Origin of the sequence: uncultured Pseudoflavonifractor sp., from assembly GCF_944387275.1 — a bacterium.
In the GTDB taxonomy this organism is placed as follows: Bacteria; Bacillota; Clostridia; order Oscillospirales; family Oscillospiraceae; genus Pseudoflavonifractor; species Pseudoflavonifractor intestinihominis.
Window position 1 is genome coordinate 1 of the sequence record NZ_CALXEG010000046.1, and the last position, 21713, is coordinate 21713.

The 21713-nt window shown below is 61.3% G+C and carries 26 protein-coding genes and 1 pseudogene; 13 read left to right on the top strand and 14 right to left on the bottom strand.

Annotated elements, in window-relative coordinates:
• Positions 1-297 precede the first annotated feature (297 nt).
• The 8 genes from Q0K23_RS10770 to rpmG all read right to left on the bottom strand — a co-directional run bounded on the left by Q0K23_RS10770 (position 298) and on the right by rpmG (position 4660).
• The gene (locus Q0K23_RS10770) at positions 298-690 is read right to left on the bottom strand and encodes a hypothetical protein (RefSeq protein WP_294521924.1); all 393 of its coding nucleotides are present in this window, start codon (positions 688-690) and stop codon (positions 298-300) included.
• A gap of 441 nt (positions 691-1131) precedes the next feature.
• Complete coding sequence (gene rplL, locus Q0K23_RS10775) at positions 1132-1506, bottom strand: 50S ribosomal protein L7/L12 (RefSeq protein WP_294521926.1); 375 nt, start codon at positions 1504-1506, stop codon at positions 1132-1134.
• A gap of 58 nt (positions 1507-1564) precedes the next feature.
• Positions 1565-2098 (bottom strand): 50S ribosomal protein L10, encoded by a 534-nt coding sequence (rplJ, locus tag Q0K23_RS10780; RefSeq protein ID WP_294521929.1) that lies wholly within the window; start codon positions 2096-2098, stop codon positions 1565-1567.
• 243 nt (positions 2099-2341) lie between these two features.
• Positions 2342-3034 (bottom strand): 50S ribosomal protein L1, encoded by a 693-nt coding sequence (gene rplA, locus Q0K23_RS10785; RefSeq protein ID WP_294521933.1) that lies wholly within the window; start codon positions 3032-3034, stop codon positions 2342-2344.
• A 19-nt stretch (positions 3035-3053) separates the two neighbouring features.
• Positions 3054-3479, bottom strand: a complete 426-nt coding sequence (gene rplK, locus Q0K23_RS10790) for a 50S ribosomal protein L11 (RefSeq protein WP_294521936.1) — start codon at positions 3477-3479, stop codon at positions 3054-3056.
• Between the two features lie 127 nt (positions 3480-3606).
• Positions 3607-4131 (bottom strand): transcription termination/antitermination protein NusG, encoded by a 525-nt coding sequence (nusG, locus tag Q0K23_RS10795; protein ID WP_006574558.1) that lies wholly within the window; start codon positions 4129-4131, stop codon positions 3607-3609.
• Between the two features lie 11 nt (positions 4132-4142).
• Positions 4143-4454, bottom strand: coding sequence for a preprotein translocase subunit SecE (gene secE, locus Q0K23_RS10800; RefSeq protein ID WP_294521942.1), 312 nt, complete (start codon positions 4452-4454; stop codon positions 4143-4145).
• Positions 4455-4495: 41 nt separating this feature from the next.
• Positions 4496-4660 carry a 50S ribosomal protein L33 gene (gene rpmG / locus Q0K23_RS10805; RefSeq protein WP_173023872.1) on the bottom strand — a complete coding sequence of 55 codons (165 nt, stop codon included), beginning with the start codon at positions 4658-4660 and terminating at the stop codon, positions 4496-4498.
• A gap of 392 nt (positions 4661-5052) precedes the next feature.
• Here rpmG and Q0K23_RS10810 point away from each other — a divergent pair.
• The 3 genes and pseudogenes from Q0K23_RS10810 to ruvX form a co-directional block, all read left to right on the top strand.
• Positions 5053-5301: pseudogene (locus Q0K23_RS10810) on the top strand (autorepressor SdpR family transcription factor); the annotation flags it as partial.
• A gap of 28 nt (positions 5302-5329) precedes the next feature.
• On the top strand, positions 5330-6007 hold the full coding sequence (locus Q0K23_RS10815; RefSeq protein ID WP_294521948.1) for a DUF1648 domain-containing protein: 678 nt from the start codon (positions 5330-5332) through the stop codon (positions 6005-6007).
• Positions 6004-6423: a Holliday junction resolvase RuvX gene (ruvX, locus tag Q0K23_RS10820; protein WP_294521951.1), complete on the top strand. Its 420-nt coding sequence runs from the start codon at positions 6004-6006 to the stop codon at positions 6421-6423. The genes Q0K23_RS10815 and ruvX overlap by 4 nt, the downstream gene beginning before the upstream one ends.
• Here ruvX and Q0K23_RS10825 read toward each other — a convergent pair.
• From Q0K23_RS10825 to Q0K23_RS10840, 4 genes are all read right to left on the bottom strand, one after another.
• The gene (locus Q0K23_RS10825; RefSeq protein ID WP_294521954.1) at positions 6398-6787 is read right to left on the bottom strand and encodes a sulfite exporter TauE/SafE family protein; all 390 of its coding nucleotides are present in this window, start codon (positions 6785-6787) and stop codon (positions 6398-6400) included. The two genes, ruvX and Q0K23_RS10825, sit on opposite strands and share 26 nt — an antisense overlap.
• Positions 6787-7149 (bottom strand): sulfite exporter TauE/SafE family protein, encoded by a 363-nt coding sequence (locus Q0K23_RS10830; RefSeq protein WP_294521957.1) that lies wholly within the window; start codon positions 7147-7149, stop codon positions 6787-6789. The genes Q0K23_RS10825 and Q0K23_RS10830 overlap by 1 nt, the downstream gene beginning before the upstream one ends.
• 56 nt (positions 7150-7205) lie before the next feature.
• Complete coding sequence (locus tag Q0K23_RS10835) at positions 7206-7931, bottom strand: tRNA threonylcarbamoyladenosine dehydratase (RefSeq protein WP_294521959.1); 726 nt, start codon at positions 7929-7931, stop codon at positions 7206-7208.
• Positions 7932-7997: 66 nt separating this feature from the next.
• A complete protein-coding gene (locus tag Q0K23_RS10840) occupies positions 7998-9587 on the bottom strand; it encodes a peptidylprolyl isomerase (protein ID WP_294521962.1) in 1590 nt (529 codons plus the stop codon).
• 255 nt (positions 9588-9842) lie between these two features.
• Here Q0K23_RS10840 and Q0K23_RS10845 point away from each other — a divergent pair, with 255 nt between their 5' ends.
• The 9 genes from Q0K23_RS10845 to argF all read left to right on the top strand — a co-directional run bounded on the left by Q0K23_RS10845 (position 9843) and on the right by argF (position 19540).
• Positions 9843-10340: an RNA polymerase sigma factor gene (locus Q0K23_RS10845; RefSeq protein ID WP_294521965.1), complete on the top strand. Its 498-nt coding sequence runs from the start codon at positions 9843-9845 to the stop codon at positions 10338-10340.
• Positions 10341-10352: 12 nt separating this feature from the next.
• Positions 10353-11165, top strand: a complete 813-nt coding sequence (locus Q0K23_RS10850) for a hypothetical protein (protein WP_294521968.1) — start codon at positions 10353-10355, stop codon at positions 11163-11165.
• Between the two features lie 263 nt (positions 11166-11428).
• Positions 11429-12646: an argininosuccinate synthase gene (locus Q0K23_RS10855; protein WP_294521970.1), complete on the top strand. Its 1218-nt coding sequence runs from the start codon at positions 11429-11431 to the stop codon at positions 12644-12646.
• A 97-nt stretch (positions 12647-12743) separates the two neighbouring features.
• Entirely contained in the window at positions 12744-14126 is a 1383-nt protein-coding gene (gene argH, locus Q0K23_RS10860; RefSeq protein WP_294521973.1) for an argininosuccinate lyase, read from the top strand.
• Entirely contained in the window at positions 14123-15064 is a 942-nt protein-coding gene (gene argC / locus Q0K23_RS10865) for an N-acetyl-gamma-glutamyl-phosphate reductase (protein ID WP_294521975.1), read from the top strand. Before argH ends, argC begins: the two co-directional genes overlap by 4 nt.
• 56 nt (positions 15065-15120) lie before the next feature.
• Complete coding sequence (argJ, locus tag Q0K23_RS10870; protein ID WP_294521978.1) at positions 15121-16386, top strand: bifunctional glutamate N-acetyltransferase/amino-acid acetyltransferase ArgJ; 1266 nt, start codon at positions 15121-15123, stop codon at positions 16384-16386.
• 23 nt (positions 16387-16409) lie between these two features.
• A complete protein-coding gene (argB, locus tag Q0K23_RS10875) occupies positions 16410-17264 on the top strand; it encodes an acetylglutamate kinase (protein WP_294521981.1) in 855 nt (284 codons plus the stop codon).
• A gap of 149 nt (positions 17265-17413) precedes the next feature.
• Positions 17414-18598, top strand: coding sequence for an aspartate aminotransferase family protein (locus Q0K23_RS10880; protein WP_294521983.1), 1185 nt, complete (start codon positions 17414-17416; stop codon positions 18596-18598).
• A gap of 18 nt (positions 18599-18616) precedes the next feature.
• Positions 18617-19540, top strand: a complete 924-nt coding sequence (gene argF / locus Q0K23_RS10885; RefSeq protein ID WP_294521988.1) for an ornithine carbamoyltransferase — start codon at positions 18617-18619, stop codon at positions 19538-19540.
• 33 nt (positions 19541-19573) lie between these two features.
• On the opposite strand, the gene Q0K23_RS10890 is transcribed toward argF, so the two are convergent.
• Positions 19574-20041, bottom strand: coding sequence for a GNAT family N-acetyltransferase (locus Q0K23_RS10890; RefSeq protein ID WP_294521990.1), 468 nt, complete (start codon positions 20039-20041; stop codon positions 19574-19576).
• 116 nt (positions 20042-20157) lie between these two features.
• On the bottom strand, positions 20158-21003 hold the full coding sequence (locus Q0K23_RS10895; RefSeq protein WP_294521993.1) for a DegV family protein: 846 nt from the start codon (positions 21001-21003) through the stop codon (positions 20158-20160).
• A 290-nt stretch (positions 21004-21293) separates the two neighbouring features.
• Here Q0K23_RS10895 and Q0K23_RS10900 point away from each other — a divergent pair.
• A partial coding sequence (locus tag Q0K23_RS10900) for a uridine monophosphate kinase (RefSeq protein ID WP_367179070.1) occupies positions 21294-21713 on the top strand: 420 nt, incomplete at its 3' end.

Below are 21713 nucleotides of genomic sequence, written 5' to 3' on the forward strand. Positions count from 1 at the left end.
CGGGTGTGGCGAAGTTTGGTATCGCGCTTGAATGGGGTTCAAGAGGCCGCTGGTTCGAATCCAGTCACTCGGACCAAGTCCGTATTCCGCAAGGAGTACGGACTTTCTTTTTTCTATAGCCGCTAAACCAGCGGCCTCTTGGCGCCGGAGGCGCGTGCAATCCGCTTGACGAAGCGAAGTGCCAAAACCTCTCGGATGGCGGCTTTCTGCTGTCAGAGAGGAAGCCTCGTCGAGCGCACGATACATAGTCGCCAGACCTAGGTATAGAAATGCGCCTTTTAGTTCCCAAAGGTTTTTTCACTGTATCTTAAAATGTTTCTTAATTCTGTCGGAGCATATGACCTTGCCTTTAACGGCGATGCTTTCAACATTTTCGATCACGAGGTCATCAAGTTCGCTGTCGATACCCAATAGCCCATAACCCTTGATTTTTATCTTAACCTGGTTTCCTTTCGATTTCAGCAGTTCTTCTTTTTCAAGAGCCATCACACCGATAAACCATCTAAAATCCAGATCGTTTTGCTGCTTGCTCATCTCTTCGATGACCGATTTTTTCTCATTAAGCGCTTGTCTTACGGCCTGATTGATAAAGTCGCTTCGGTTGGAATAATACCCTTTATCGACCAGCAGGTCAATTTGAGATAACGTTGCGATGTTCATGTTGACGGACACCTTTTCACTTGTTTCCATAAATATACCTCCTTGCTTACGATATGCTCCAATTGGAGCATATTTAGAATATCGTGTGTTTTAGCTTTTGTCAAGAGAACATGCAAAAAAGGTCTGTATTGCAGTGAAACGTTCTGGTAATTTACAGCTTAACGATAACGGCAAGCGTAGTATATCAGTCTATTTCCGGTACGATTATAGGAACAAACGCTCGCATTTGAGGCCTTATACTAATACTTCTTGTCTGCGGCTGGTCTTTTATCGCTTGTCTTTTCAAACGCTGAGTTGGCGGCCTGTTTTTTCGCTTTATGGGCATAAAACTGTAGATAAGGCAGCACACAAGGCGGGACCATCTTTAACGATGATCCCGCCCCGTTATTATACGACGGGTAGAGAAAAAACCCGGACCTGCGGTAAAACCGCAGGTCCGGGTTGATGCTGTATGAAGGGAAGGGGAGAGACTTACTTCAGCTCCACCTTGGCGCCGACATCCTCGAGCTTCTTCTTCAGCTCCTCGGCCTCGTCCTTGGAGACACCCTCCTTGATGGCCTTGGGAGCGGCCTCGACAACGGCCTTGGCCTCAGCCAGGCCCAGGCCGGTGATCTCACGGACAGCCTTGATGACCTTGATCTTCTCGGCGCCGATCTCAGCCAGAACGACGTCGAACTCGGTCTTCTCCTCAGCAGCGGGAGCGGCAGCGCCGGCAGCGGCGGGAGCGGCCATGGCGGCGGCGGAGACGCCGAACTCCTCCTCCAGAGCGTGGACGAGCTCGGAGAGCTCCAGAACGGTCAGGCCCTTAACCTCTTCGATGAGGGCAGTAATCTTCTCAGAAGCCATGATATGTTACCTCCTAAAATAAATATCTGAAGTGTTGTAGTGATGCGGGGGACAGGGGTTACGCCTCGGCGGAAGCGGTCTCCTCCACGGAGCCGCCCTGCTTCTCGGCGATGGCCTTGATGACGATGGCCAGGCTGGTGATGGGGGCCAGCATGGTGCCCAGGACCTGAGCCTGCAGGACCTCCTTGGAGGGCAGCTCGGCCAGAGCGCTGACCTCGTCCAGGGACAGAACCTTGCCGTCCATGAAGCCGGCCTTGATGGTGAACTTGGCGCCGTTGAACTGCTTGGCGAACTTGTTCACCACGCGCATGGGAGCGATGGGGTCGCTGTGGCTGATGGCCAGGGAAGTGGTGCCGTTGAGCACGTCGTCCAGGGCCTCCATGCCGCAGTTGTTGATGGCAAAACGGACCAGGGTGTTCTTCACGACGGCGTACTCCACGTCGTTCTTGCGCAGCTCGGCGCGCAGAGCGGTGTCCTCAGCCACAGTGATGCCCTTATAATCCACCAGAACGCCGCTGGCGGCGCCCTTGAGCTTCTCGGTCAGCTCGGCCACGACGGCCTGCTTCTCACTGAGAACCTTTGCGTTAGGCATGTGGGATTCACCTCCAGAAAAATAAAGTGCTGTTCCGCGTCCAAAGACACAAAACAGCACAAAACAAACGTCTATACTGCATTCTCGGCAGGATTTACCGTGCGAACACGACCTGCTGTCTCTGAACACGAAAGATAGTATAACATCCCGAAACCGGGCTGTCAACTAAAAAGTGAAAAAATTTTCTCCTGGGGGCAGATATCCAGGGGGGAATCCCCCTGGATACTGCTCGTCAGGCGGAAATTACATCAGCTTGGCGCCGTTGATCTTCACGCCGGGGCCCATGGTGGAGGCCACCACGCAGCTGCGGATATACTGACCCTTGGCAGCGGAGGGCTTGGCCTTCACGATGGCGCCCATGAGGGCGTTGAAGTTCTCGGTCAGCTTCTCGGCGCCGAAGGACACCTTGCCGATGGGGCAGTGGATGATGTTGGTCTTGTCCAGGCGGTACTCAACCTTACCGGCCTTGATCTCCTTGACGGCCTTGGCCACGTCGGGGGTGACGGTGCCGGCCTTGGGGGAGGGCATCAGGCCCTTGGGGCCCAGCAGCTTACCGAGGCGGCCGACAACGCCCATCATGTCGGGGCTGGCCACGACCACGTCGTAGTCGAACCAGTTCTCCTGCTGGATCTTCTGGACCATGTCCATCTCGCCGACGAAGTCAGCGCCGGCGGCCTTGGCGGCCTCGGCCTTGTCGCCCTTGGCGAAGACCAGGACGCGGGCGGTCTTGCCGGTGCCGTGGGGGAGGACGATGGCGCCGCGGACCTGCTGGTCGGCGTGACGGGAGTCAACGCCCAGCTTCACGTGGAGCTCAACGGTCTCGTCGAACTTGGCGGGAGCGGTCTTGACCACCAGGTTCATGGCCTCGGCGGTATCGTACAGAGCGGCCTTGTCGATCTGCTTGGCGCTCTCCTGATATTTCTTGCCTCTAAACATTTCCTACTACCTCCTTCGCTTAGTCGCCCACCAGGACGCCCATGGAGCGGGCGGTACCGGCGATCATGCTCATGGCGGACTCAATGCTGGAGGCATTGAGGTCGGGCATCTTGGTCTCGGCGATCTTGCGCACGTCCTCCTTGCTGATGGTGGCCACCTTGGTCTTGTTGGGCACACCGGAGCCGGACTCGATGCCGGCAGCCTTCTTGATGAGAACGGCGGCGGGAGGGGTCTTGGTGATGAAGGTGAAGGAGCGGTCGGCGTAGACGGTGATGATCACGGGGATGATCATGCCGACCTCATTCTTGGTGCGCTCGTTGAATTCCTTCGTGAAAGCGGCGATGTTCACGCCGTGCTGGCCGAGGGCGGGGCCGACAGGGGGGGCGGGAGTCGCCTTGCCGGCGGGAATCTGCAGCTTCACGTAACCAGTAACTTTCTGTGCCATTTGAAACAGCACCTCCTACGATAAATGTGGTTGGAACGGCGTCTGTGGGACGCCTCCCACGTGCGGGGGAAAGCCATGCCGGGCATGGCGGAGCGGCCCGGGGCCGCGGGACGAGCCTCCGGCGGACTTACAGCTCGACAGGTTCCACCTGGTCGAGGTCCAGCTCCACGGGAGTCTCACGGCCGAACATGGACACCACGATACGGACCTTCTCGTGCTCCATATCGATCTCGTCCACGGTGCCGAGATAGGACTTGAGGGCGCCGTCGGTGATGCGGACATTGTCGCCCACCGCGTAGCCGATCACCACCTCGCGTTTTTCCACGCCGAGGGCGGCGATCTCCTCATCGGAGAGGGGGATGGCCTTGTTGCCGGAGCCGACGAAGCCGGTGGCGCCGCGGACGTTGCGGACCAGGTGCCAGGTCTCGTCGGTCATCACCATTTTCACCAGCACGTAGCCGGGGAACACTTTGCGCTCCACGGTCTTGGGGCCGTTGTCGGTGATTTCGGTGACCGTCTCCAGAGGGATGCTGACCTCCTGGATGAGGTCGTGCATGTTGCGGTTTTCGACTGCCTTTTCAATGGAGGCGGCGACGGTGTTCTCATAGCCGGAATAGGTATGGACGACATACCACTTTGCACTTTCAGCCATGATTTACTCCTTTATGCGCCGGGGTTGAAAAGGTTCAGCAGCGCCTGCACAACGGCGTTGGCCAGGGCGTCGAAAACCCAGATGAAGATGCCCACCACGATAACGCAGGCAATTACGATACCGGTGTTCTTCGCAACCTGCTTCCAACCGGGCCACTGTACCTTCTTCAGCTCGCTCTTCATTTCCTTGAACCACTTGGCGACGCGCTTGAAGAAACCGGGCTTGGACTTTTTCTCATCCTTCGCCTTCTTGTCGGCTTTGGCGGGTGCGGACTTGGCGGCGTCCGCCTGGCCGGCCTGCTCGATCTTCTCGTTTTCAGACATTCAGATACACCCTTCTTTCTTGTGAGCCATCTGTAAGCTCATTACTTGGTCTCGTTGTGGACCGTGTGCTTTCTGCAGAAGGGGCAGTACTTGTTCAGCTCCAGACGATCAGGAGTGTTCTTCTTGTTCTTGAACGTGTTGTAATTGCGCTGTTTGCACTCGGAGCAGCGCAGGGTGATCTTCACCCGGTTGCCTGCCTTTGCCACTTGTCGGCACCTCCTTTATCATTTTGGGGCGCTCCGGACATAAAAAATGCCGGATGCGGCCCAATATGCCGAATCCAGCAACGTCCAGGCACAGATACACTATGCCCCTATACGCTACGGTGCGGATTCGGCATCATCTGCCTCCCTATGCCCGCTCTCGGCGGCAAAAGGGTTTGCGCGTCATTACACCGTAAAAATGCGCACAAAAAAAGCCCTTTTCATAGGTGTTAATAGAATAGCATGGGGAAGGGGAAAAGTCAAGGGGAAATTCAGAAAAAAGTTTTGATTCCGGGGATGGCGGCGGAGCGCTTGACAGAGGGGCCCCCGCCTGATACAATCTATTTAAAGAAAATTTGAAATAGCTTTGACTTTGCGCGGGAGGGGGGAGCACTGTGGAGGGCCCCGGGATCTTCAAGGCCCTGTCCGACCCGGTGCGGCGGGAGATTCTGCTTCTGCTGCGGGGCGGGGAGCTGCCGGCGGGGGAGATCGCCGCCAGGCTGGACATGACCGCCGCCGCCGTGTCCTATCATCTCTCCTGCATGAAGCGGGCGGGACTGATACGGGAGCGGCGGGAGAAGAACTACATCTATTATGAGATGAACGCCACCGTATTGGAGGAGGCGGTACTCTGGCTGAGCCAGCTGTGCGCCGGAACAGGGGAGGAGCGCCATGAGACACGAAAAACTGTGGAGGACGCTGTTTTACATTCTGATGGGACTGCCGCTGGTGGTGACTCTGGCGGCCCTGCTGGTGCTGCCGGCGGAAATCCCCGTACACTATAATGCCGCGGGCGAGGTGAACCGCTGGGGCAGCAAGTACGAGATGCTGCTTCTGCCGCTGATCACGCTGCTGATGGGGGCGTTCCTTTTAAAGGTCTCCCGGTGGAGTGAACAAAAGGCGCCGGGGAACCGGACGGCGGTGCTGGCCATCGGCTGCGGCGCGCTGCTGGTGTTCAACGTGATGACCGTGGTCTTTCTGGTTCAGGCCTACCGCATAGCGGCCCTGGGGACAGGGCTGGAGCTGTCCGTCAGCCGGATTCTGTTCGGGGTCACGGGGCTGCTGCTCTTCTGCCTGGGCAACGTGATGCCCAAAATCCGGCGCAACGGCTGGTGCGGGGTGCGGACGGCCTGGACCATGGCCAGCGATGAGAACTGGCGCAGGAGCCAGATTGTGGACGGCGGGGTCATGATGGCGGTGGGTCTGGTGCTGGCCGTGGGGAACGCGCTCTTGTCCGGCGAGAAGACGAGCCTGCTGTTCTCCATGCTCTGTATTATATTAATGGTCCCCGCCCTGCTGATTGCCCTGGCGCTGCTGAAACGGAACATGGAAAAGGAGAAAAACAGATGAGAATCATGGCCATTGACTACGGCGACGCCCGGACGGGCATTGCCATTTCCGACCCCACCGGACTGCTGGCGGGGTATACCACGGTGATCCACGGCCGGAAGAGCGAGGCGGTGGCGGAGGAGATCGCCCGCCTGGTCAAGGAGCACGGGGTGGAGGAGCTGGTGATGGGCTTCCCCCGGAACATGGACGGCACCGAGGGCCCCCGGGCGGAGCTGTACCGTGCCTTTGCGGAGCAGGTGGGCCAGGTGACCGGCCTGACCCCCGTCCTGTGGGACGAGCGCCGCACCACTGTGGAGGCCCACAACATCCTCCACGCCTCGGGCAAGCGGATGAAGCAGCACAAGAAGACGGTGGACGCGGTGGCGGCCACCCTGATCCTGGAGGGCTATCTCACCCGCCGCCGGACCCAGGGCTGAGCTTGTCCGGCTTTTTTCGAAAGAGCTCGGTGACGCCCACATAGAAGAGATAGACGCCGAAGCACCGGCGGAGCAGGCGCACGTCCAGACCGGTGGCCGCCCAGGCGGCGGCAGCCGTGCCCAGCAGACCGGCCAGAATGGCAGGCCAGGCGGCGGCGCGGTCCACATAGCCGTTTTTGATGTGGGCGGGCAGGGCGGTGGCGGCGGTGGGGAGGAAGTAGAGCAGGTTGACCCCCTGGGCCAGATTCTGGGGCACCCCGGCGAAGGAGGTCATATAGATGAGCAGCAGTGTGCCGCCTCCCACGCCGAAGCCGGACAGGATGCCGGTGAGAGCGCCGGCCAGAACGGGAATAAGCCACTCCATCAGAAAAAAAGGGCCTTTACGCCGCCGTAGAGGATGAACAGGGCGAACACCCGCCGGAGCCAGTCCATGTTCAGCCTGCGGAACAGCCGTCCGCCCGCAAAGCCCCCGATCAGCCCGCCGGCAAGATAGGGGAGCGCCAGGGCGAAGTCCAGCCCGCCCCGGAAGAAGTAGACGGCGGAGGACAGGGCGCACAGGGGCAGGATGATGGCCACCGAGGTGGCGAAGGCCTTCCGCTGCTCCAGGCCGCACCAGCGGGTGAGCAGGGGGACCAGAACCATGCCGCCCCCGCCGCCGAAGAAGCCGTTGGCCACGCCCGCCGCGGCGCCGGACAGGGCACAGCGAGTTTTTACCGGAAGATGCAAAAAAATCCCTCCCAACGGCACTAGTCTGCCGCCGGGAGGGATTTTCTATTCATGGACTATTTGCTGTCGGGGTTCATGCCCGCCAGGGTGAGCACCACGTCTCCCGCCATCATCAGTCCGGCCACCGGCGGCACCCAGGGCACGCTGGCCGGCACGCTCCGGCGGCCCGGGGGCGGGGTCTCCCGCTGGTCGGTGGCGTGGGGCAGCTCGGGGGAGAAGAGCACCCGGTGGTGCAGGATGCCCCGGCTGCGCAGTTCCTTCCGGATGACCCGGGCCAGAGGGCAGCCCGAGGTCTTGGAGATATCAGTGATGCGGAACTGGGTGGGGTCCAGCTTGTTGCCCGTGCCCATGGCGGAGAGGATGGGGATGCCCCGCTCTATGGCGGTCTGGATCAGGTCCAGCTTGCTGGAGACCATGTCGATGGCGTCTATGATATAGTCGTACCGGACGGAGAAGAAGTCCTCCCGGTTTGCCGGCTCATACTTGGCCGCCACCGGGTGAACCTTGCAGTCCGGGTTGATGTCCCGCACCCGGGCGGCCATGGCCTCCGCCTTGGGCTGGCCCTGGGTGGACCAGAGGGCCTGGATCTGCCGGTTCAGATTGGTCACGCCCACCTCGTCGTGGTCGATGAGGGTCAGCGCTCCGATTCCGGCCCGGGCCAGGGCCTCCACGGCCCAGCTGCCCACGCCGCCCAGGCCGAACACCGCCACGTGGGCGGCGGAGAGCCTGTCCATGGCGTCGGGGCCCAGCACCATCTCAGTGCGCAGAAATTGTTCCTTCATGGATACCTCCTGATAATAAGAGAGGGGGCGGGGTTCCTTGCCCCGCCCCCTGTGAGAAGCCCGATATTAAGCGACGTACTTGAAGCCGTCAGCCTTGACGGCCTCATAGCCCTCGGTGATGCTCTCGATCCAGCTGGTCATGTCGTCGTTCTGGAAGGAGCTCTTGGCGTTGATCTTCCAGGTGGGATCGTCCCAGGACTGGAAGTAGATGACGTGCCAGCCGTACTGGCCGCTGTTGGTGTTCTCCACCAGGCCGGTGTCACCCTCGGTGTGCTCGTTGTCGAAGATCCAGCTGTTGAAGCTGTCCACCATCTGGCCCTCGTAGACCTGGGTGTACAGGCCGCCGTTGGAGGAGGAGCCGGTGTCGTCGGAGTACTCCTCAGCCAGGGCGCCGAAGGACTCGGCGGTCTTGTCGCCGGCCTCCCACTGGGAGAGGATGTCCTCGGCCTTGGACTTGGCAGCTTCCATGGCCTCGTCGGTGGGGATGGTGGACTCGTCCACGTCCTCGGTGCTGGGGTCATCCTCCTGGGTCAGCTCGGCCTTGATGAGGATGTGCCGGATGTCGGCGGTGGGCGTCTCGTTCAGGTAGCGGTCCAGGAACCGGACCACGTAGTAGCCGCTGGTGGACTCGAACACGCTCATGTCGCCCTCAGCGCGGGCGGCGTCCTTCAGCCAGTCGCCGTAGGTGGAGGAGAGGCTGGAGCCGGTGGTCTCGGTGGAGCGGAAGGTGTTGGAGCTGCTCTCCTGGACATAGGCGTTGGCCAGCTCGGCGAAGTCGCCGCCGGCCTGGACGTCGGCCATCAGCTGGTCGGCCTCGGCCTTGGCGGCCTCCATGGCGGCGGTCTTCTCCTCGTCGGTGGCCTCCACGGTGTTGCCGTCCTCGTCGGTGGTGGAGGGGGCGCTGCCGTTCAGGAAAGCGACCTCATAGGAGAAGGTGTCGATGTTGTCCTTGTTCTCGTCGTAATAGGTGTTGTAGTCGTCGTCGGTGTAGGTCAGGGCATCCCGGTGGTCCTGCTGGTACTCGGTGAGCATGATGGCCCGCTTCAGGCAGTTCTCATAGATGCCGGCGGTCATGTGGGTGCCGTAGATGGCCCGCAGGTAGGAGCCGTAGGAGTAGCCGGCGGTGGTAGCGGCATCCTTCAGGCTGGAGATGGTGGAGTTATAAGTCTCCTTGCCGCTGTCAGAGAGATCCAGGGAGAAGCCGTCCTTCTCGGCGGAGTCGGTGAGGGCGGCCACCTGGGTCAGGGCGTTCAGGGCGGACTCCATGAAGTAGTCGTAGTAGGTCTGGGTCTGCTCGTCGTCCACATACTGATCCTTGGGGTCGGTGTTGGGATTGAAGTTGGTCAGACCGGTGATGCCCATGGCGGAATACTGGTAGTACTGATATTCCTGCTGATAGGCACTGTTGTAGTAGTAGGCAACCTCACCGGCGGTGAAGTTGTGTCCGTTGACGGTAACTGCGGTGGCACGGTTCTGGAAGAAATTGGAGTTCCAAATAAGCAGCGCGGCGACCAGGATGACCACCACCACGCCAATCACCCAGTACAGAATGGTTTTGCGCTTGGCGGCCTGCGCCTCCTTGGCCTCCTTGAGCTCTTTCTGAGTCAGGTTTTGGCCGGCGCTCTGGCGCTGCTTTTTTTCTCTGGATGCGCTCATGAATGTCTCAGTCCTCTCGTTGTAATAGGAAGGCGGGGGGAGCTCTGCCCGCCCGCTCTAACACATCGTTGCATTATACAGGAAAATGAGATAAGTTGCAAGTGTAAAATGTTGTTTGGCGGGGGAAACAGGGGGGTTCCGGCGGGTTGTTTCCTGCCTCGAAATTTTAAAAAATGCATTTTCGGCGGACCCGGGAGCGCGGTCGGGCCGTCTAATGGGTGAGACCGGTCAAAACACCCGGGAGGGGGAAGAACAGTGACAGAGCTGGTACAGCGGGCCGTCCAGGGGGACACAGAGGCCTTTGTGGCCCTGATGGAGGCCCGGAAGCAGAGCTTTTATAAGGTTGCGAGGAGCATGCTGGGCCGGGACGAGGACGTGGCCGACGCCGTACAGGAGACCGTGCTCCTCTGCTTTGAGAAGCTGGGACAGCTGCGGCAGCCCGCCCACTTCAGGACCTGGTCCACCCGGATTCTCATCAATGTCTGCCGGGATATGCTCCGGGACAGAAGCAGGGTGACGCCGGTGGAGACGGTGCCGGAGCGGGCGGAGCACGATCCGGGCCAGGCCAACGCGGAGTTCCTGGACCTGTTGGAGGGGATCGACGAAAAGTACCGGACCGTGCTTCTGCTGTATTACGGCGAGGGGTTTTCAGTCCGGGAGATCAGCGGGCTTCTCTCATTAAAGGAAGAGACAGTAAAGACACGGCTGAAGCGGGGCCGGGGCGCGGTCCGGCTGGCCTATGAGGCGGAGTAAGGAGGCAGAGCCATGACAGAGCAGGAGCTGAGAGAGATTTTGGGCGGGCCGGTGGAGGTCCCCGACGTTGTGGAGGAGAAGATGGCGGCGGCCTATGCCCGGCTGCAGGCGGGGGAGAGGCGGCCCGTCCGGCGGCGGGGTCTGCGGACGGCACTGGCACTGGCCGCGGCTGCGGCGGTGCTGTGCGCCGGGGCTGCGGCAGGATATTGGATCACCCGGACGGAGGTGGCCGTGGACGAGCGCAGGCCGGCCGTTGTGGAGGGCCTGTTCGGCGACAGCAGCCGTCCCAGCGTGGAGGAGCAGACGAAAGTGGAGGCGGACGGCAGTCTGAGCCTGAACCTGCCCAACCGGGAGCGTGTGCCGGTGGAGCTACCGGAGGCTCTGGCGGTGGTGGGGGACTACCTGCCGGACACCGGGTACGCCTGGACCGTGGGGGACTACACCCTGACCGTGGAGGCCTATCTGTTGGACCAGGGAACCGGGACGGGAAAGATTTACTTCCTGCTGGAGCTGCCCGGCACGGAGTCGTTGTCCGCAGTGACCGCTGTGGATCCGGACAGCGGTGAGCGCGGGGCAGTCCTGTCGGCCATCGGGATTGCCATTGACGCACAGGACGTAGACGAGATAGACAGCGTGGTGCTCCACTATGCCGACGGCAGCAGCTACGTGGTCCGGGACGAGAACCAAAACCTGGACAACACCGAGTATGCCCTGGGCTGCGGCAGCGGGACGGATATGACGCTGCGCCTGTGTTTCAACCGCCTGGTGGACCCGGCGCAGGTGATGTCCGTGACGGTGAATGGTCGGAACTGCCCGACTGCTTAGGCGGAAAATCGAACGGAACAGTGTCAGGACAGCGAAAGCGGCTCCCAAACCTTTGGCTTTGGGAGCCGCTTTTCCCATACGGCGCAGCGTGATTTTTTGTGCCTCAAGATAATTATTATGCGCCATATTATAAAATATACGAATAAAAATGAATATATTCAAAAATAAACGGATAATATTCGAATATTTATTCAAATTCCCCCTTGCATTTTTCCGCCGGGCGTGGTAGACTGTGTCCAACAAAGCAAACGGAGGTTTTCACCATGGCTGATATTAAGAAAGTTGTGCTCGCCTATTCCGGCGGTCTGGATACATCCATCATCATCCCCTGGCTGAAGGAGAACTACAACAACCCCGAGATCATCGCCGTGTCCGGCGACGTGGGCCAGGGCACCGAGCTGGACGGCCTGGAGGAGAAGGCCATCAAGACCGGCGCCTCCAAGCTGTACGTGGAGGACCTGACCGACGAGATGGTGGACGAGGTCATCATCCCCTCCATGCAGATGGGCGCCAAGTACGAGGACTATCTGCTGGGTACCGCCTTTGCCCGGCCCATCATCGCCAAGCGCCTGGTGGAGATCGCCAAGAAGGAGGGCGCCGACGCCATCTGCCACGGCTGCACCGGCAAGGGCAACGACCAGGTCCGGTTCGAGCTGGCCATCAAGCGCTTCGCCCCTGAGATGAAGATCATCGCCCCCTGGCGGGAGTGGTCCATCAAGGGCCGTGACGAGGAGATCGACTACGCCGAGGCCCACAACGTGCCTCTGAAGATCTCCCGGGAGACCAACTACTCCAAGGACAAGAACCTGTGGCACCTGAGCCACGAGGGCCTGGATCTGGAGGACCCGGCCAACGAGCCCCAGTACGACAAGCCCGGCTTCCTGGAGATGGGCGTCAGCCCCATCCAGGCCCCCGACGCCCCCACCTACATCACCCTGGACTTTGAGAAGGGCTGGCCCGTGGCCTTCAACGGCGAGAAGATGAAGGCCAGCGACATCATCCGCAAGCTCAACGAGGTGGGCGGCGCCAACGGCATCGGCCTGCTGGACATCGTGGAGAACCGGCTGGTGGGCATGAAGGACCGTGGCGTGTACGAGACCCCCGGCGGCACCATCCTCTACCGGGCCCACGAGGTGCTGGAGATGATTACCATCGACAAGGATACCGCCCATATGAAGAGCAAGCTGGCGGTGGACTTTGCCGATCTGGTGTACAACGGCAAGTGGTTCACCCCCCTGCGGGAGGCCCTGTCCGCCTTTGCCGCCGAGACCCAGAAGCATGTCACCGGCACCGTGAAGCTGAAGCTCTACAAGGGCAACATCATCACCGCCGGCGTCACCTCTCCCGACACCCTCTACTCCGAGGACCTGGTCACCTTCGAGGAGAGCGACTACAACCAGAATGACGCCACCGGCTTCATCAACCTCTGGGGCCTGCCCGACACCGTCCAGGCGCTGCGGGAGCAGGGAAAGCTGAAATAAGGAACCGCGTACAAAGCCGGAAGGCGGGCGCCTCCCATGAGGGGGACGCCTGCTCTCCGGCTCTGCCGCAAAAGAGCGAAAAGTGAGGTAATGGATTATGAAACTGTGGGCAGGTCGGTTCCAGAAGGAGACCGACACCCTGGTAAACGACTTCAACTCCTCCATCACCTTTGATGCCCGGCTCTATCAGGAGGACATCGAGGGTTCCATCGCCCACGCCGCCATGCTGGGCAAGCAGGGCATCATCGAGGAGCACGAGGCGGAGAAGATCATCGACGGCCTGAAGGCCATTCTGGAGGACATCAAGGCCGAGCGGGTGGAGCTGACCACCGACAACGAGGACATCCACATGAACGTGGAGTCCCTGCTCACCGGCCGCCTGGGGGAGACGGGCAAGCGGCTCCACACCGCCCGCAGCCGGAACGACCAGGTGGCGGTGGACTTCCGCCTGTTTGTCAAGCGGGAGATCCCCACCATCATCCGCATGTGCCTGGATCTGGAGAAGGTGCTGGTGAAGAAGGCCCAGGCCAACCTGGAGACCGTCATGCCCGGCTATACTCACCTTCAGCGTGCCCAGCCCACCACCTTTGCCCACTACATGATGGCCTACGCCAACATGTTCCGCCGGGACGTGACCCGGCTGGAGGACTGCCTGGAGCGGATGGACGAGTGCCCACTGGGGGCGGGCGCCCTGGCCACCTCCACCTATCCGGTGGACCGGTTCCAGACAGCCGCCGCCCTGGGCTTCAAGAAGCCCACCGACAACTCCATGGACTCGGTGTCCGACCGGGACTTTGCCATTGAATTTCTGTCCGCCTGCTCCATCCTGATGATGCACCTGTCCCGGTTCTCCGAGGAGATCGTGCTCTGGTGCTCCTGGGAGTTCAAGTTCGTGGAGCTGGACGACGCCTACTCCACCGGCTCCTCCATCATGCCCCAGAAGAAGAACCCGGACGTGGCCGAGCTGGTCCGGGGCAAGACCGGCCGGGTGTACGGCTCTCTCATCACCCTGCTGACCGTCATGAAGGGCCTGCCCCTGGCCTACAACAAGGACATGCAGGAGGACAAGGAGCCGGTGTTCGACGCCATCGATACGGTGGAGATGTGCCTGCCCGTGTTCACCGCCATGCTGGACACCCTGACCGTGCTGCCCAACAACATGCGCAAGGCGGCCTCCGGCGGCTTCATCAACGCCACCGACTGTGCCGACTACCTGACCAAGAAGGGCATGCCCTTCCGGGAGGCGTATATGATCGTGGGCCGGCTGGTGAACATGTGCATCAAGACCGGCGAGACCCTGGATACCCTGCCTCTGAAGGACTTCCGGTCCATCTCCGCGGCCTTTGACGAGGACGTGTACCAGGCCCTGGAGCTCAAGACCTGCGTCAACGGCAGAAGGGTCTACGGTGGCCCGGCTAAGGAGGCCGTAGAGCAGCAGATTGCCAATATTCAGGCATTTATCGAGGCGAGAGAAGCATGAAACCCAATGTTTATATTGACGGCAAGGAGGGCACCACCGGACTGCAGATCTATGACCGTCTGTCCGGCCGGGGAGACATCAACCTTCTGCTGATAGATGATGACAAGCGGAAAGACCTTACAGAGCGGAAGAAGTACCTGAACGGGGCGGATATCGTGTTCCTCTGCCTGCCCGACGCTGCGGCGGTGGAGGCGGTGGGGCTGATCGACAACCCCAAGACCCGGGTGATCGACGCGTCCACCGCCCACCGCACGGCGGCGGGGTGGGTGTACGGCTTTCCGGAGCTGCTGGCGGGCCAGCGGCAGCGGATCAAATACGCCAAGCGGGTGGCCAATCCGGGCTGCCACGCCACCGGCTTTCTCAGCATCGCCGCGCCCCTGGTGGCCATGGACATTCTCCCGGCGGACTACCCCGTCACCTGCTTCTCCCTCACCGGCTACTCCGGCGGCGGGAAGAAGATGATCGCCGAGTACGAGGGAGACAATAAAGCGGAAGAGCTTTACAGTCCCAGAATCTACGGCACGAACCTTAACCACAAGCATCTGCCCGAGATGCAGGCGCTCTCCGGGCTGAAGTATCCGCCCGTGTTCAGCCCCATCGTGGACGACTACTATAAGGGCATGGCCACGGGGATTCAACTCCACAACGCCCTGCTGAAGGGCAAGCCCACGGCCCAGGACATCTGCGAGCTGCTGGCCCGCTACTACGAGGACCAGACCATGGTGCGGGTGGCGCCCTGGGGGAGCGAGACCGGCATGCTGGCGGCCAACACCTTCTCCGGGTACGACAACCTGGAGATCTCGGTCACCGGAAACGGGGACCAGACCCTGATCGTGTCCCGTTTCGACAACCTGGGCAAGGGGGCCAGCGGCGCGGCGGTCCAGAACATGAATCTCATGCTGGGACTGGACGAGACCACTGGTCTTGCTGTAAAATAATGTCTGACAACACGGGCCGGCCCAGAAGAGCCGGCACCGAAAGGGAAGTGTGAACAATGAAGCAGATTTCCGGCGGCGTCACCGCACCCATCGGCTTTACGGCGGGCGGTATCCGCTGCGGCGTGAAGAAGGGCCTGGCGGACGGCAACCAGCCCGTGGTCGCCTCCATGACCGACTATCTCTCCGGCAAGAAGGACCTGGCCATGATTCTCTCCAAGCAGGAGTGCACGGCGGCGGCCATGTACACCATGAACCGGGTGAAGGCCGCGCCTCTGTACGTCACCATGGAGCATCTGGAGGACGGCGTGGCCAAGGGCATCATCGCTAACTCGGGCAACGCCAACGCCTGCGCCCCCCAGGGCCACGAGAACGCCAAGAAAATGTGCGAGGCGGCTGCCGCCGCCACCGGCCTGAAGCCCTCTGATTTTGTGGTGGCCTCCACCGGCGTCATCGGCCAGACCCTGAACATCGCCGCCATTGAGGCGGGTGTGCCCGTGCTGGCGGGCCAGCTGAAGAAGGAGGGCGGCTCTGACGACGCGGCCCACGCCATCATGACCACCGACACGGAGAAGAAGGAGATTGCCGTCACCACCGTCATCGGCGGCAAGACCGTGACCATCGGCGCCATCGCCAAGGGCTCGGGCATGATCCACCCCAACATGGGCACCATGCTCTGCTTTGTTACCACCGACTGCGCCATCACCCACGAGATGCTCCAGGACGCCCTCCACGAGATCGTGCCCCGCACCTTCAACCGGGTCACCGTGGACGGGGACACCTCCACCAACGACATGTGCGTGGTGCTGGCCAACGGCATGGCGGGCAACCCCCTCATTGAGTGGAAGGACGACAACTACACCCTCTTCGCCCAGGCCCTGCACCATGTCTGCGAGTATCTGGCCAAGTGCATCGCCGGGGACGGCGAGGGCGCGACCCGGCTGGTGACCTGCCGGGTGTGGCAGGCCCGCAGCGAGGAGAGCGCCGAGCGCCTGGCCAAGGCGGTGGTGGGCTCCCCTCTGGTGAAGGCGGCCATGTTCGGCGCCGACGCCAACTGGGGCCGTGTGCTGTGCGCCATGGGCTACTCCAAGGCCCCCTTCCGGCCCGAGTACGTGGACGTGAAGTTCGCCTCCGACCTGGGGGAGATCCTGGTGTGCCAGAAGGGCGCCGGTGTGGACTTCGACGAGGAGAAGGCCAAGAACATCCTCTCCCGGGACAGCGTGGTCATCGACGTGTGCCTCCACGAGGGGGACCACGAGGCCTCCTGCTGGGGCTGCGATCTGACCTATGACTATGTGAAAATCAACGGGGATTACAGAACCTGATAACCCCCATGGAGGCGAAGGCAATGTCCGATACCCACGTGGAGCGGGCCAAGGTTCTGGCCGAGGCCCTGCCCTATATTCAGAAGTATTACGGCAAAACCGTGGTGGTGAAGTACGGCGGAAATGCCATGATCTCCGACGAGCTGCGCCATGCGGTCATCTCCGACATCATCCTGCTCCACCTGGTGGGTGTCCACGTGGTGGTGGTCCACGGCGGCGGGCCGGAGATCAGCGACATGCTGAAGAAGATCGGCAAGGAGTCCCACTTTGTGGACGGCCTGCGGTACACCGACCGGGAGACCATGGACGTGGTCCAGCAGGTGCTCTGCGGCAAGGTGAACAAGAACCTGACCGCCATGATCAACCATATGGGCGGCCGGGCCATCGGCCTGTGCGGCCTGGATGCGGGGCTGTTCATGGCCCGGCAGCTGAATGAGAAGTACGGCCTGGTGGGGGAGATCACCCACGTTAACCCCGCCATCGTAAACGACAGCCTGAACGACGGCTACATCCCGGTCATCTCCACGGTGGCCCAGGGGGAGGACGCCGAGACAGCCTACAACATCAACGCGGACACGGCGGCGGCCAAGCTGGCGGTGGCCCTGAAGGCCGAGAAGCTCATCCTGCTCACCGACGTGCGGGGCCTCCTGCGGGACCCCCACGACGAGGACACTTTGCTGCCTGTGGTGGAGCTGTCCCAGGTGCCCGGCCTGGTGAAGGACGGGGTCATCACCGGCGGTATGATCCCCAAGGTGGACTGTTGTGTGGAGGCGGTGCGCTCCGGCGTGAAGAGCACCATCATTCTGGACGGGCGCATTCCCCACTCCATCCTCATCGAGCTGCTGAGCGACGAGGGCGTGGGCACCATGCTGCTCTGATCAAAAAACGGCGAAGCCGTTTTTTGTGCGGAGTTTTCTTCCACGCGCATGTCGCCGGAGAAAACAGACCGGATTTTTTCGCGTCTGAGGACGCGAACTCTGCGAGGCTTTGCCGCGCTGTGGCAGACTCGCCAAGGGAGAGAGTCAAAATGACCCATGAAGAGCTAAAACAATTGGACCGCCAGTATGTGATGCAGACCTACGGCCGCTTTGACGTGGACCTGGACCACGGCAGCGGCGCCACGCTGTACGATCTGGCGGGCCGGGAGTACATCGATTTTTCCAGCGGCATCGGCGTCAACTCGGTGGGCTATGCCCACCCCAAGTGGGTGAAGGCGGTGGCCGACCAGGCCGGAAAGCTGGCCCACATCTCCAATCTGTTCTACTCCCAGCCCTACGCCAGGCTGGCCGAGCAGCTCTGCCGCCGGGCGGGCATGGCGGACGCCTTTTTCGCCAACTCTGGCGCCGAGGCCAACGAGGGCATCATCAAGCTGGCCCGCAAGTACAGCTTTGACAAGTACGGCAAGGGGAGAGGGACCATCATCACCCTGAAGAACTCCTTCCACGGCCGCACCATCACCACCCTGACCGCCACCGGCCAGGAGGTGTTCCACAACTATTTCTTCCCCTTCATCGACGGCTTCCGGTACGCCGAGGCCAACAACATGGAGAGCGTGGCCCAGGTGGCGGGGCACGACGTGTGCGCCGTCATGCTGGAGCTGGTCCAGGGTGAGGGCGGTGTGCTGCCCATGGACCAGGACTTTGTCCACGAGCTGGCGGTGCTCTGCGCCGAGCGGGACTGGCTGCTGCTGGTGGACGAGGTCCAGACCGGCGTGGGCCGGACGGGCACCCTCTTCGCCTTCCAGCAGTACGGCATCCTGCCCGACGCGGTATCCTTCGCCAAGGGCATCGCCGGCGGCCTGCCCATGGGCGGCTTCATGGCGGGGGAGAAGTGCCGGGACGTGCTGGGGCCGGGCACCCACGCCACCACCTTCGGCGGCAACCCCATCTGTGCCGCCGCGGCCCTGGCGGTGCTGGACATCCTGGACGAGGACACCCTGGCCCAGGTCAAGGAGAAGGGGAATTACCTCCGCACCCGGATCGAGGGCATGGGTCTGGACTGTCTGGGGGCCACCCGGGGTCTGGGCATGATGATCGGCGTGGAGGTGACCGGCGGACACACCAACAAGGAGCTGGCCGCCAAGCTGATCGACAACGGCCTGCTGGTGCTGACGGCGGGCAAGGCCCTGCGTCTGCTGCCCCCGCTGGTCATCACCCGGGAGGAGATGGACAAGGGCCTGGAGATTATGGAGAAGACCCTGAAGGGTCTGTAACGGAAGGAGTACATGAACATGCAGAAGGACCTGCTCAAGCTGCTGGACCTGACCAAGGAGGACATCATCAATATCCTCAACGTGGCCGACCAGATGAAGTACAACCAGAAGCACGGACTGACCCACAACTACCTCCAGGGCAAGACCCTGGCCATGATTTTTGAGAAGAACTCCACCCGCACCCGCGTCTCCTTTGAGACCGGCATGTTCCAGCTGGGGGGCCACGCCCTGTTCCTCTCGGGCAAGGAGAGCCAGATCGGCCGGGGTGAGCCCATCGAGGACACCGCCCGGGTGCTCAGCCGGTACTGCGACGGCATCATGATTCGCACCTTCGGTCAGGACGAGGTGGAGACCCTGGCCAAGTACGCCTCCATCCCGGTCATCAACGGCCTGACCGACTTTGCCCATCCCTGCCAGGTGCTGGCCGACCTGATGACCATCCGGGAGCACAAGGCCCGGCTGGAGGGCCTGAAGATGTGCTTCATCGGCGACGGAAACAACATGGCCAACTCCCTCATCGTGGGCGGTCTGAAGTGCGGCATGGACGTGTCGGTGGCCTGCCCCGAGGGGTACGACCCGGACCAGAAGGTGCTGGATTTCGCCAAGACCGTCACAGGCAGCAAGTTCCAGCTCTGCCGGACGCCCCAGGAGGCTGCCGTGGACGCCGACGTGGTACTCACCGACGTGTGGGCCTCCATGGGCCAGGAGGGGGAGAAGGCCGCCCGGGAGAAGGCCTTCGCCGGCTTCCAGGTCAATGACGCCCTGATGGCGCTGGCCCACGAGGGATGCATGGTGCAGCACTGCCTGCCCGCCCACCGGGGCGAGGAGATCACGGCGGAGGTCTTCGAGGCCCACGCCGATGAGATCTTCGACGAGGCGGAGAACCGCCTCCACGCCCAGAAGGCGGTCATGTTCCTGCTCATGGGCGGCGAGCACGCCTGATAGAACCATAAAAAACAGCCCTGACACCTGGTGTCAGGGCTGTTTTTGTTTCAGAGGAAGCCGGTATATGTCCAGTCCGTCTATGTTTCCCACGAAAGAGAACCCGTTCTTCCGCGCGATTTGCCCTGTGGCGGTCTGTGCGGGCAGGCATGCTATAACCAAATTATCCGTCCTGTTCCGCGCATCCTCCACGAGACATCGCGTCAGCTCACCGGCGTACCCCTTGCCCCACTGGCTTTTGCGCAGGACCCAGCCGATCTCATAGGAAGCGGCATCGTAGGGGTGATAGATGACATACCCTGCGAATGTTCCGCTGCAATCCTCCACCGCATAGATCAGCGGCGCTTCTGCCAGCCCGCAGCGGTGCAGGAAGACCTTGGCTGCCTCTCTGGTGTACGGCGCTTCCAGGTATTTCATAACATCTTCATCAGACAGCAGATCATATAAGTCATCCAGATCCTCCGCCTGAAATTTTCGGATTCGCAGTCTCGCTGTATGCATGATGGTTTACCGCCAAATTTGGATTTGCCTTTCGGCCATGGTGGAAAAGCGGCGGCAACTTGGCGTCTGCCAGGCTGCCGCCGTACGTTTGGCTGTGTTTTGCTGCCCTGTGGGCATTACTTGCTGCGAATGAAGAGGATGCCCAGGGTGTTGGGGCCGCAGTGGGTGGACACGGTGCAGCCCGCTCTGGTCACCAGGATCTCCTTGAAGGAGGCGTATTTGGCGATGGCGGCCCGCACCTCGTCCAGGGTGTCCTGGGGGGCGGTGGAGTAGGTGATGAAGATCCGGTCGTTTTCCAGGTCGGTCCGGCCCTGGAGCCGGTCCTTCACGTAGTCCAGCACGCACTTCTCAAAGGTGCCCCGGTACTTTTTGGCCACGCCCATCTTGCCGTCCTTCACCTCAATGCAGGGCTTGAGCCGGAGCAGATTGGCCCCCAGCATGGCCACGGCGGAGCACCGGCCACCCTTGACCATATAGTCCAGTCGGTTGAGGATAAAGCTGGCCTCCACACGGCCTGTCAGGTCCTTCAGGTAGGAGACGATCTCCTGGGGAGCCATGCCGGTCTCGGCGGCCAGGGCGGCCTCGATGACCACCAGACCGTGGCCGGTGGACAGATTGCGGGAGTCCACCACGTACACGTTGTCAAACTCCTCCGCCGCGATGCAGGCGTTCTGGTGGCAGGAGGAGAACTCGGCGCTGATGTTGATATGGATGACCGCGTCGTAGTCGGGGGAGAGGCGGGCGAACACATCCCGGTACTCGCCCACGCTGACCGCGGTGGTGGAGGTGATGTCCCCGCCGGCGTCCACATGGCGGAAGATGTCATCGGACGAGATCTCCAGCCCATCCCGGTAGGGCTTACCGTCCTTGACGATGGTGAGGGGGACGATCTCCACCTGGTAGCGGCTGACCAGCTCGGGGGAGAGGTCGCAGGTGCTGTCGGACGTAATTTTGATGGACATAACGACTCCTTTCCAGCGGCAGGGGAACGGCGGGCGCGCTGTCAAATAAAAATCAGTAGGCCGGACAGCTGGGAAAATAGCCTGAACCATGTCGAATTGCTGCTTCTATTTTAACCGTCAAAAAATGGATTGTCAATCCGCGGCAGGGGAGGGGGAGACAAATTAAGAACAAATTGAAAAATCTTATCGCAACCCCTATGCAAAAGAGAAAAGTTATATTAAAATAAAGTGAATTACAATGCTCCCCCGCGGGGGGGGGGAATCAATACGGCAATGAAAGGGTCGAGTTTATGACGGAACCTCAGTATAAGCGGGTACTCATTAAGATCAGCGGCGAGGCGCTGGCGGGAGATGCCTCCCGGGGCCTCAATTTTGATGTGATCAACAGCGTGTGCAGCGTTATCAAGAAGTGCAGCGACAAGGGCGTCCAGGTGGGCGTGGTCGTGGGCGGCGGCAACTTCTGGCGGGGCGTGAAGGACGGCGGCGGCAAGATGGAGCGCACCCGTGCCGACCACATGGGCATGCTGGCCACCACTCTGAACTGTCTGGCCCTGGCCGACGTGCTGGAGCAGATGGACGTGGAGGTCCGGGTGCAGACCGCCATCGAGATGCGCGCCATCGCCGAGCCCTACATCCGCTCCCGGGCCATCCGGCATCTGGAGAAGGGCCGGGTGGTCATCTTCGGCTGCGGTACCGGCAATCCCTTCTTC

Bases quoted from the DNA above. Each gene is read 5' to 3' on its own strand.
- Q0K23_RS10770 (WP_294521924.1), bottom strand. From the start codon at position 690: ATGGAAACAAGTGAAAAGGTGTCCGTCAACATGAACATCGCAACGTTA.
- rplA (WP_294521933.1), bottom strand. From the start codon at position 3,034: ATGTTTAGAGGCAAGAAATATCAGGAGAGCGCCAAGCAGATCGACAAG.
- Q0K23_RS10840 (WP_294521962.1), bottom strand. From the start codon at position 9,587: ATGAGCGCATCCAGAGAAAAAAAGCAGCGCCAGAGCGCCGGCCAAAAC.
- argH (WP_294521973.1), top strand. From the start codon at position 12,744: ATGAAACTGTGGGCAGGTCGGTTCCAGAAGGAGACCGACACCCTGGTA.
- argJ (WP_294521978.1), top strand. From the start codon at position 15,121: ATGAAGCAGATTTCCGGCGGCGTCACCGCACCCATCGGCTTTACGGCG.
- Q0K23_RS10850 (WP_294521968.1), top strand. From the start codon at position 10,353: ATGACAGAGCAGGAGCTGAGAGAGATTTTGGGCGGGCCGGTGGAGGTC.
- Q0K23_RS10880 (WP_294521983.1), top strand. From the start codon at position 17,414: ATGACCCATGAAGAGCTAAAACAATTGGACCGCCAGTATGTGATGCAG.
- Q0K23_RS10825 (WP_294521954.1), bottom strand. From the start codon at position 6,787: ATGGAGTGGCTTATTCCCGTTCTGGCCGGCGCTCTCACCGGCATCCTG.
- Q0K23_RS10895 (WP_294521993.1), bottom strand. From the start codon at position 21,003: ATGTCCATCAAAATTACGTCCGACAGCACCTGCGACCTCTCCCCCGAG.
- argF (WP_294521988.1), top strand. From the start codon at position 18,617: ATGCAGAAGGACCTGCTCAAGCTGCTGGACCTGACCAAGGAGGACATC.
- rplJ (WP_294521929.1), bottom strand. From the start codon at position 2,098: ATGCCTAACGCAAAGGTTCTCAGTGAGAAGCAGGCCGTCGTGGCCGAG.
- nusG (WP_006574558.1), bottom strand. From the start codon at position 4,131: ATGGCTGAAAGTGCAAAGTGGTATGTCGTCCATACCTATTCCGGCTAT.
- Q0K23_RS10855 (WP_294521970.1), top strand. From the start codon at position 11,429: ATGGCTGATATTAAGAAAGTTGTGCTCGCCTATTCCGGCGGTCTGGAT.
- argC (WP_294521975.1), top strand. From the start codon at position 14,123: ATGAAACCCAATGTTTATATTGACGGCAAGGAGGGCACCACCGGACTG.
- Q0K23_RS10815 (WP_294521948.1), top strand. From the start codon at position 5,330: ATGAGACACGAAAAACTGTGGAGGACGCTGTTTTACATTCTGATGGGA.
- rplK (WP_294521936.1), bottom strand. From the start codon at position 3,479: ATGGCACAGAAAGTTACTGGTTACGTGAAGCTGCAGATTCCCGCCGGC.
- argB (WP_294521981.1), top strand. From the start codon at position 16,410: ATGTCCGATACCCACGTGGAGCGGGCCAAGGTTCTGGCCGAGGCCCTG.
- Q0K23_RS10890 (WP_294521990.1), bottom strand. From the start codon at position 20,041: ATGCATACAGCGAGACTGCGAATCCGAAAATTTCAGGCGGAGGATCTG.
- Q0K23_RS10835 (WP_294521959.1), bottom strand. From the start codon at position 7,931: ATGAAGGAACAATTTCTGCGCACTGAGATGGTGCTGGGCCCCGACGCC.
- secE (WP_294521942.1), bottom strand. From the start codon at position 4,454: ATGTCTGAAAACGAGAAGATCGAGCAGGCCGGCCAGGCGGACGCCGCC.
- ruvX (WP_294521951.1), top strand. From the start codon at position 6,004: ATGAGAATCATGGCCATTGACTACGGCGACGCCCGGACGGGCATTGCC.
- rplL (WP_294521926.1), bottom strand. From the start codon at position 1,506: ATGGCTTCTGAGAAGATTACTGCCCTCATCGAAGAGGTTAAGGGCCTG.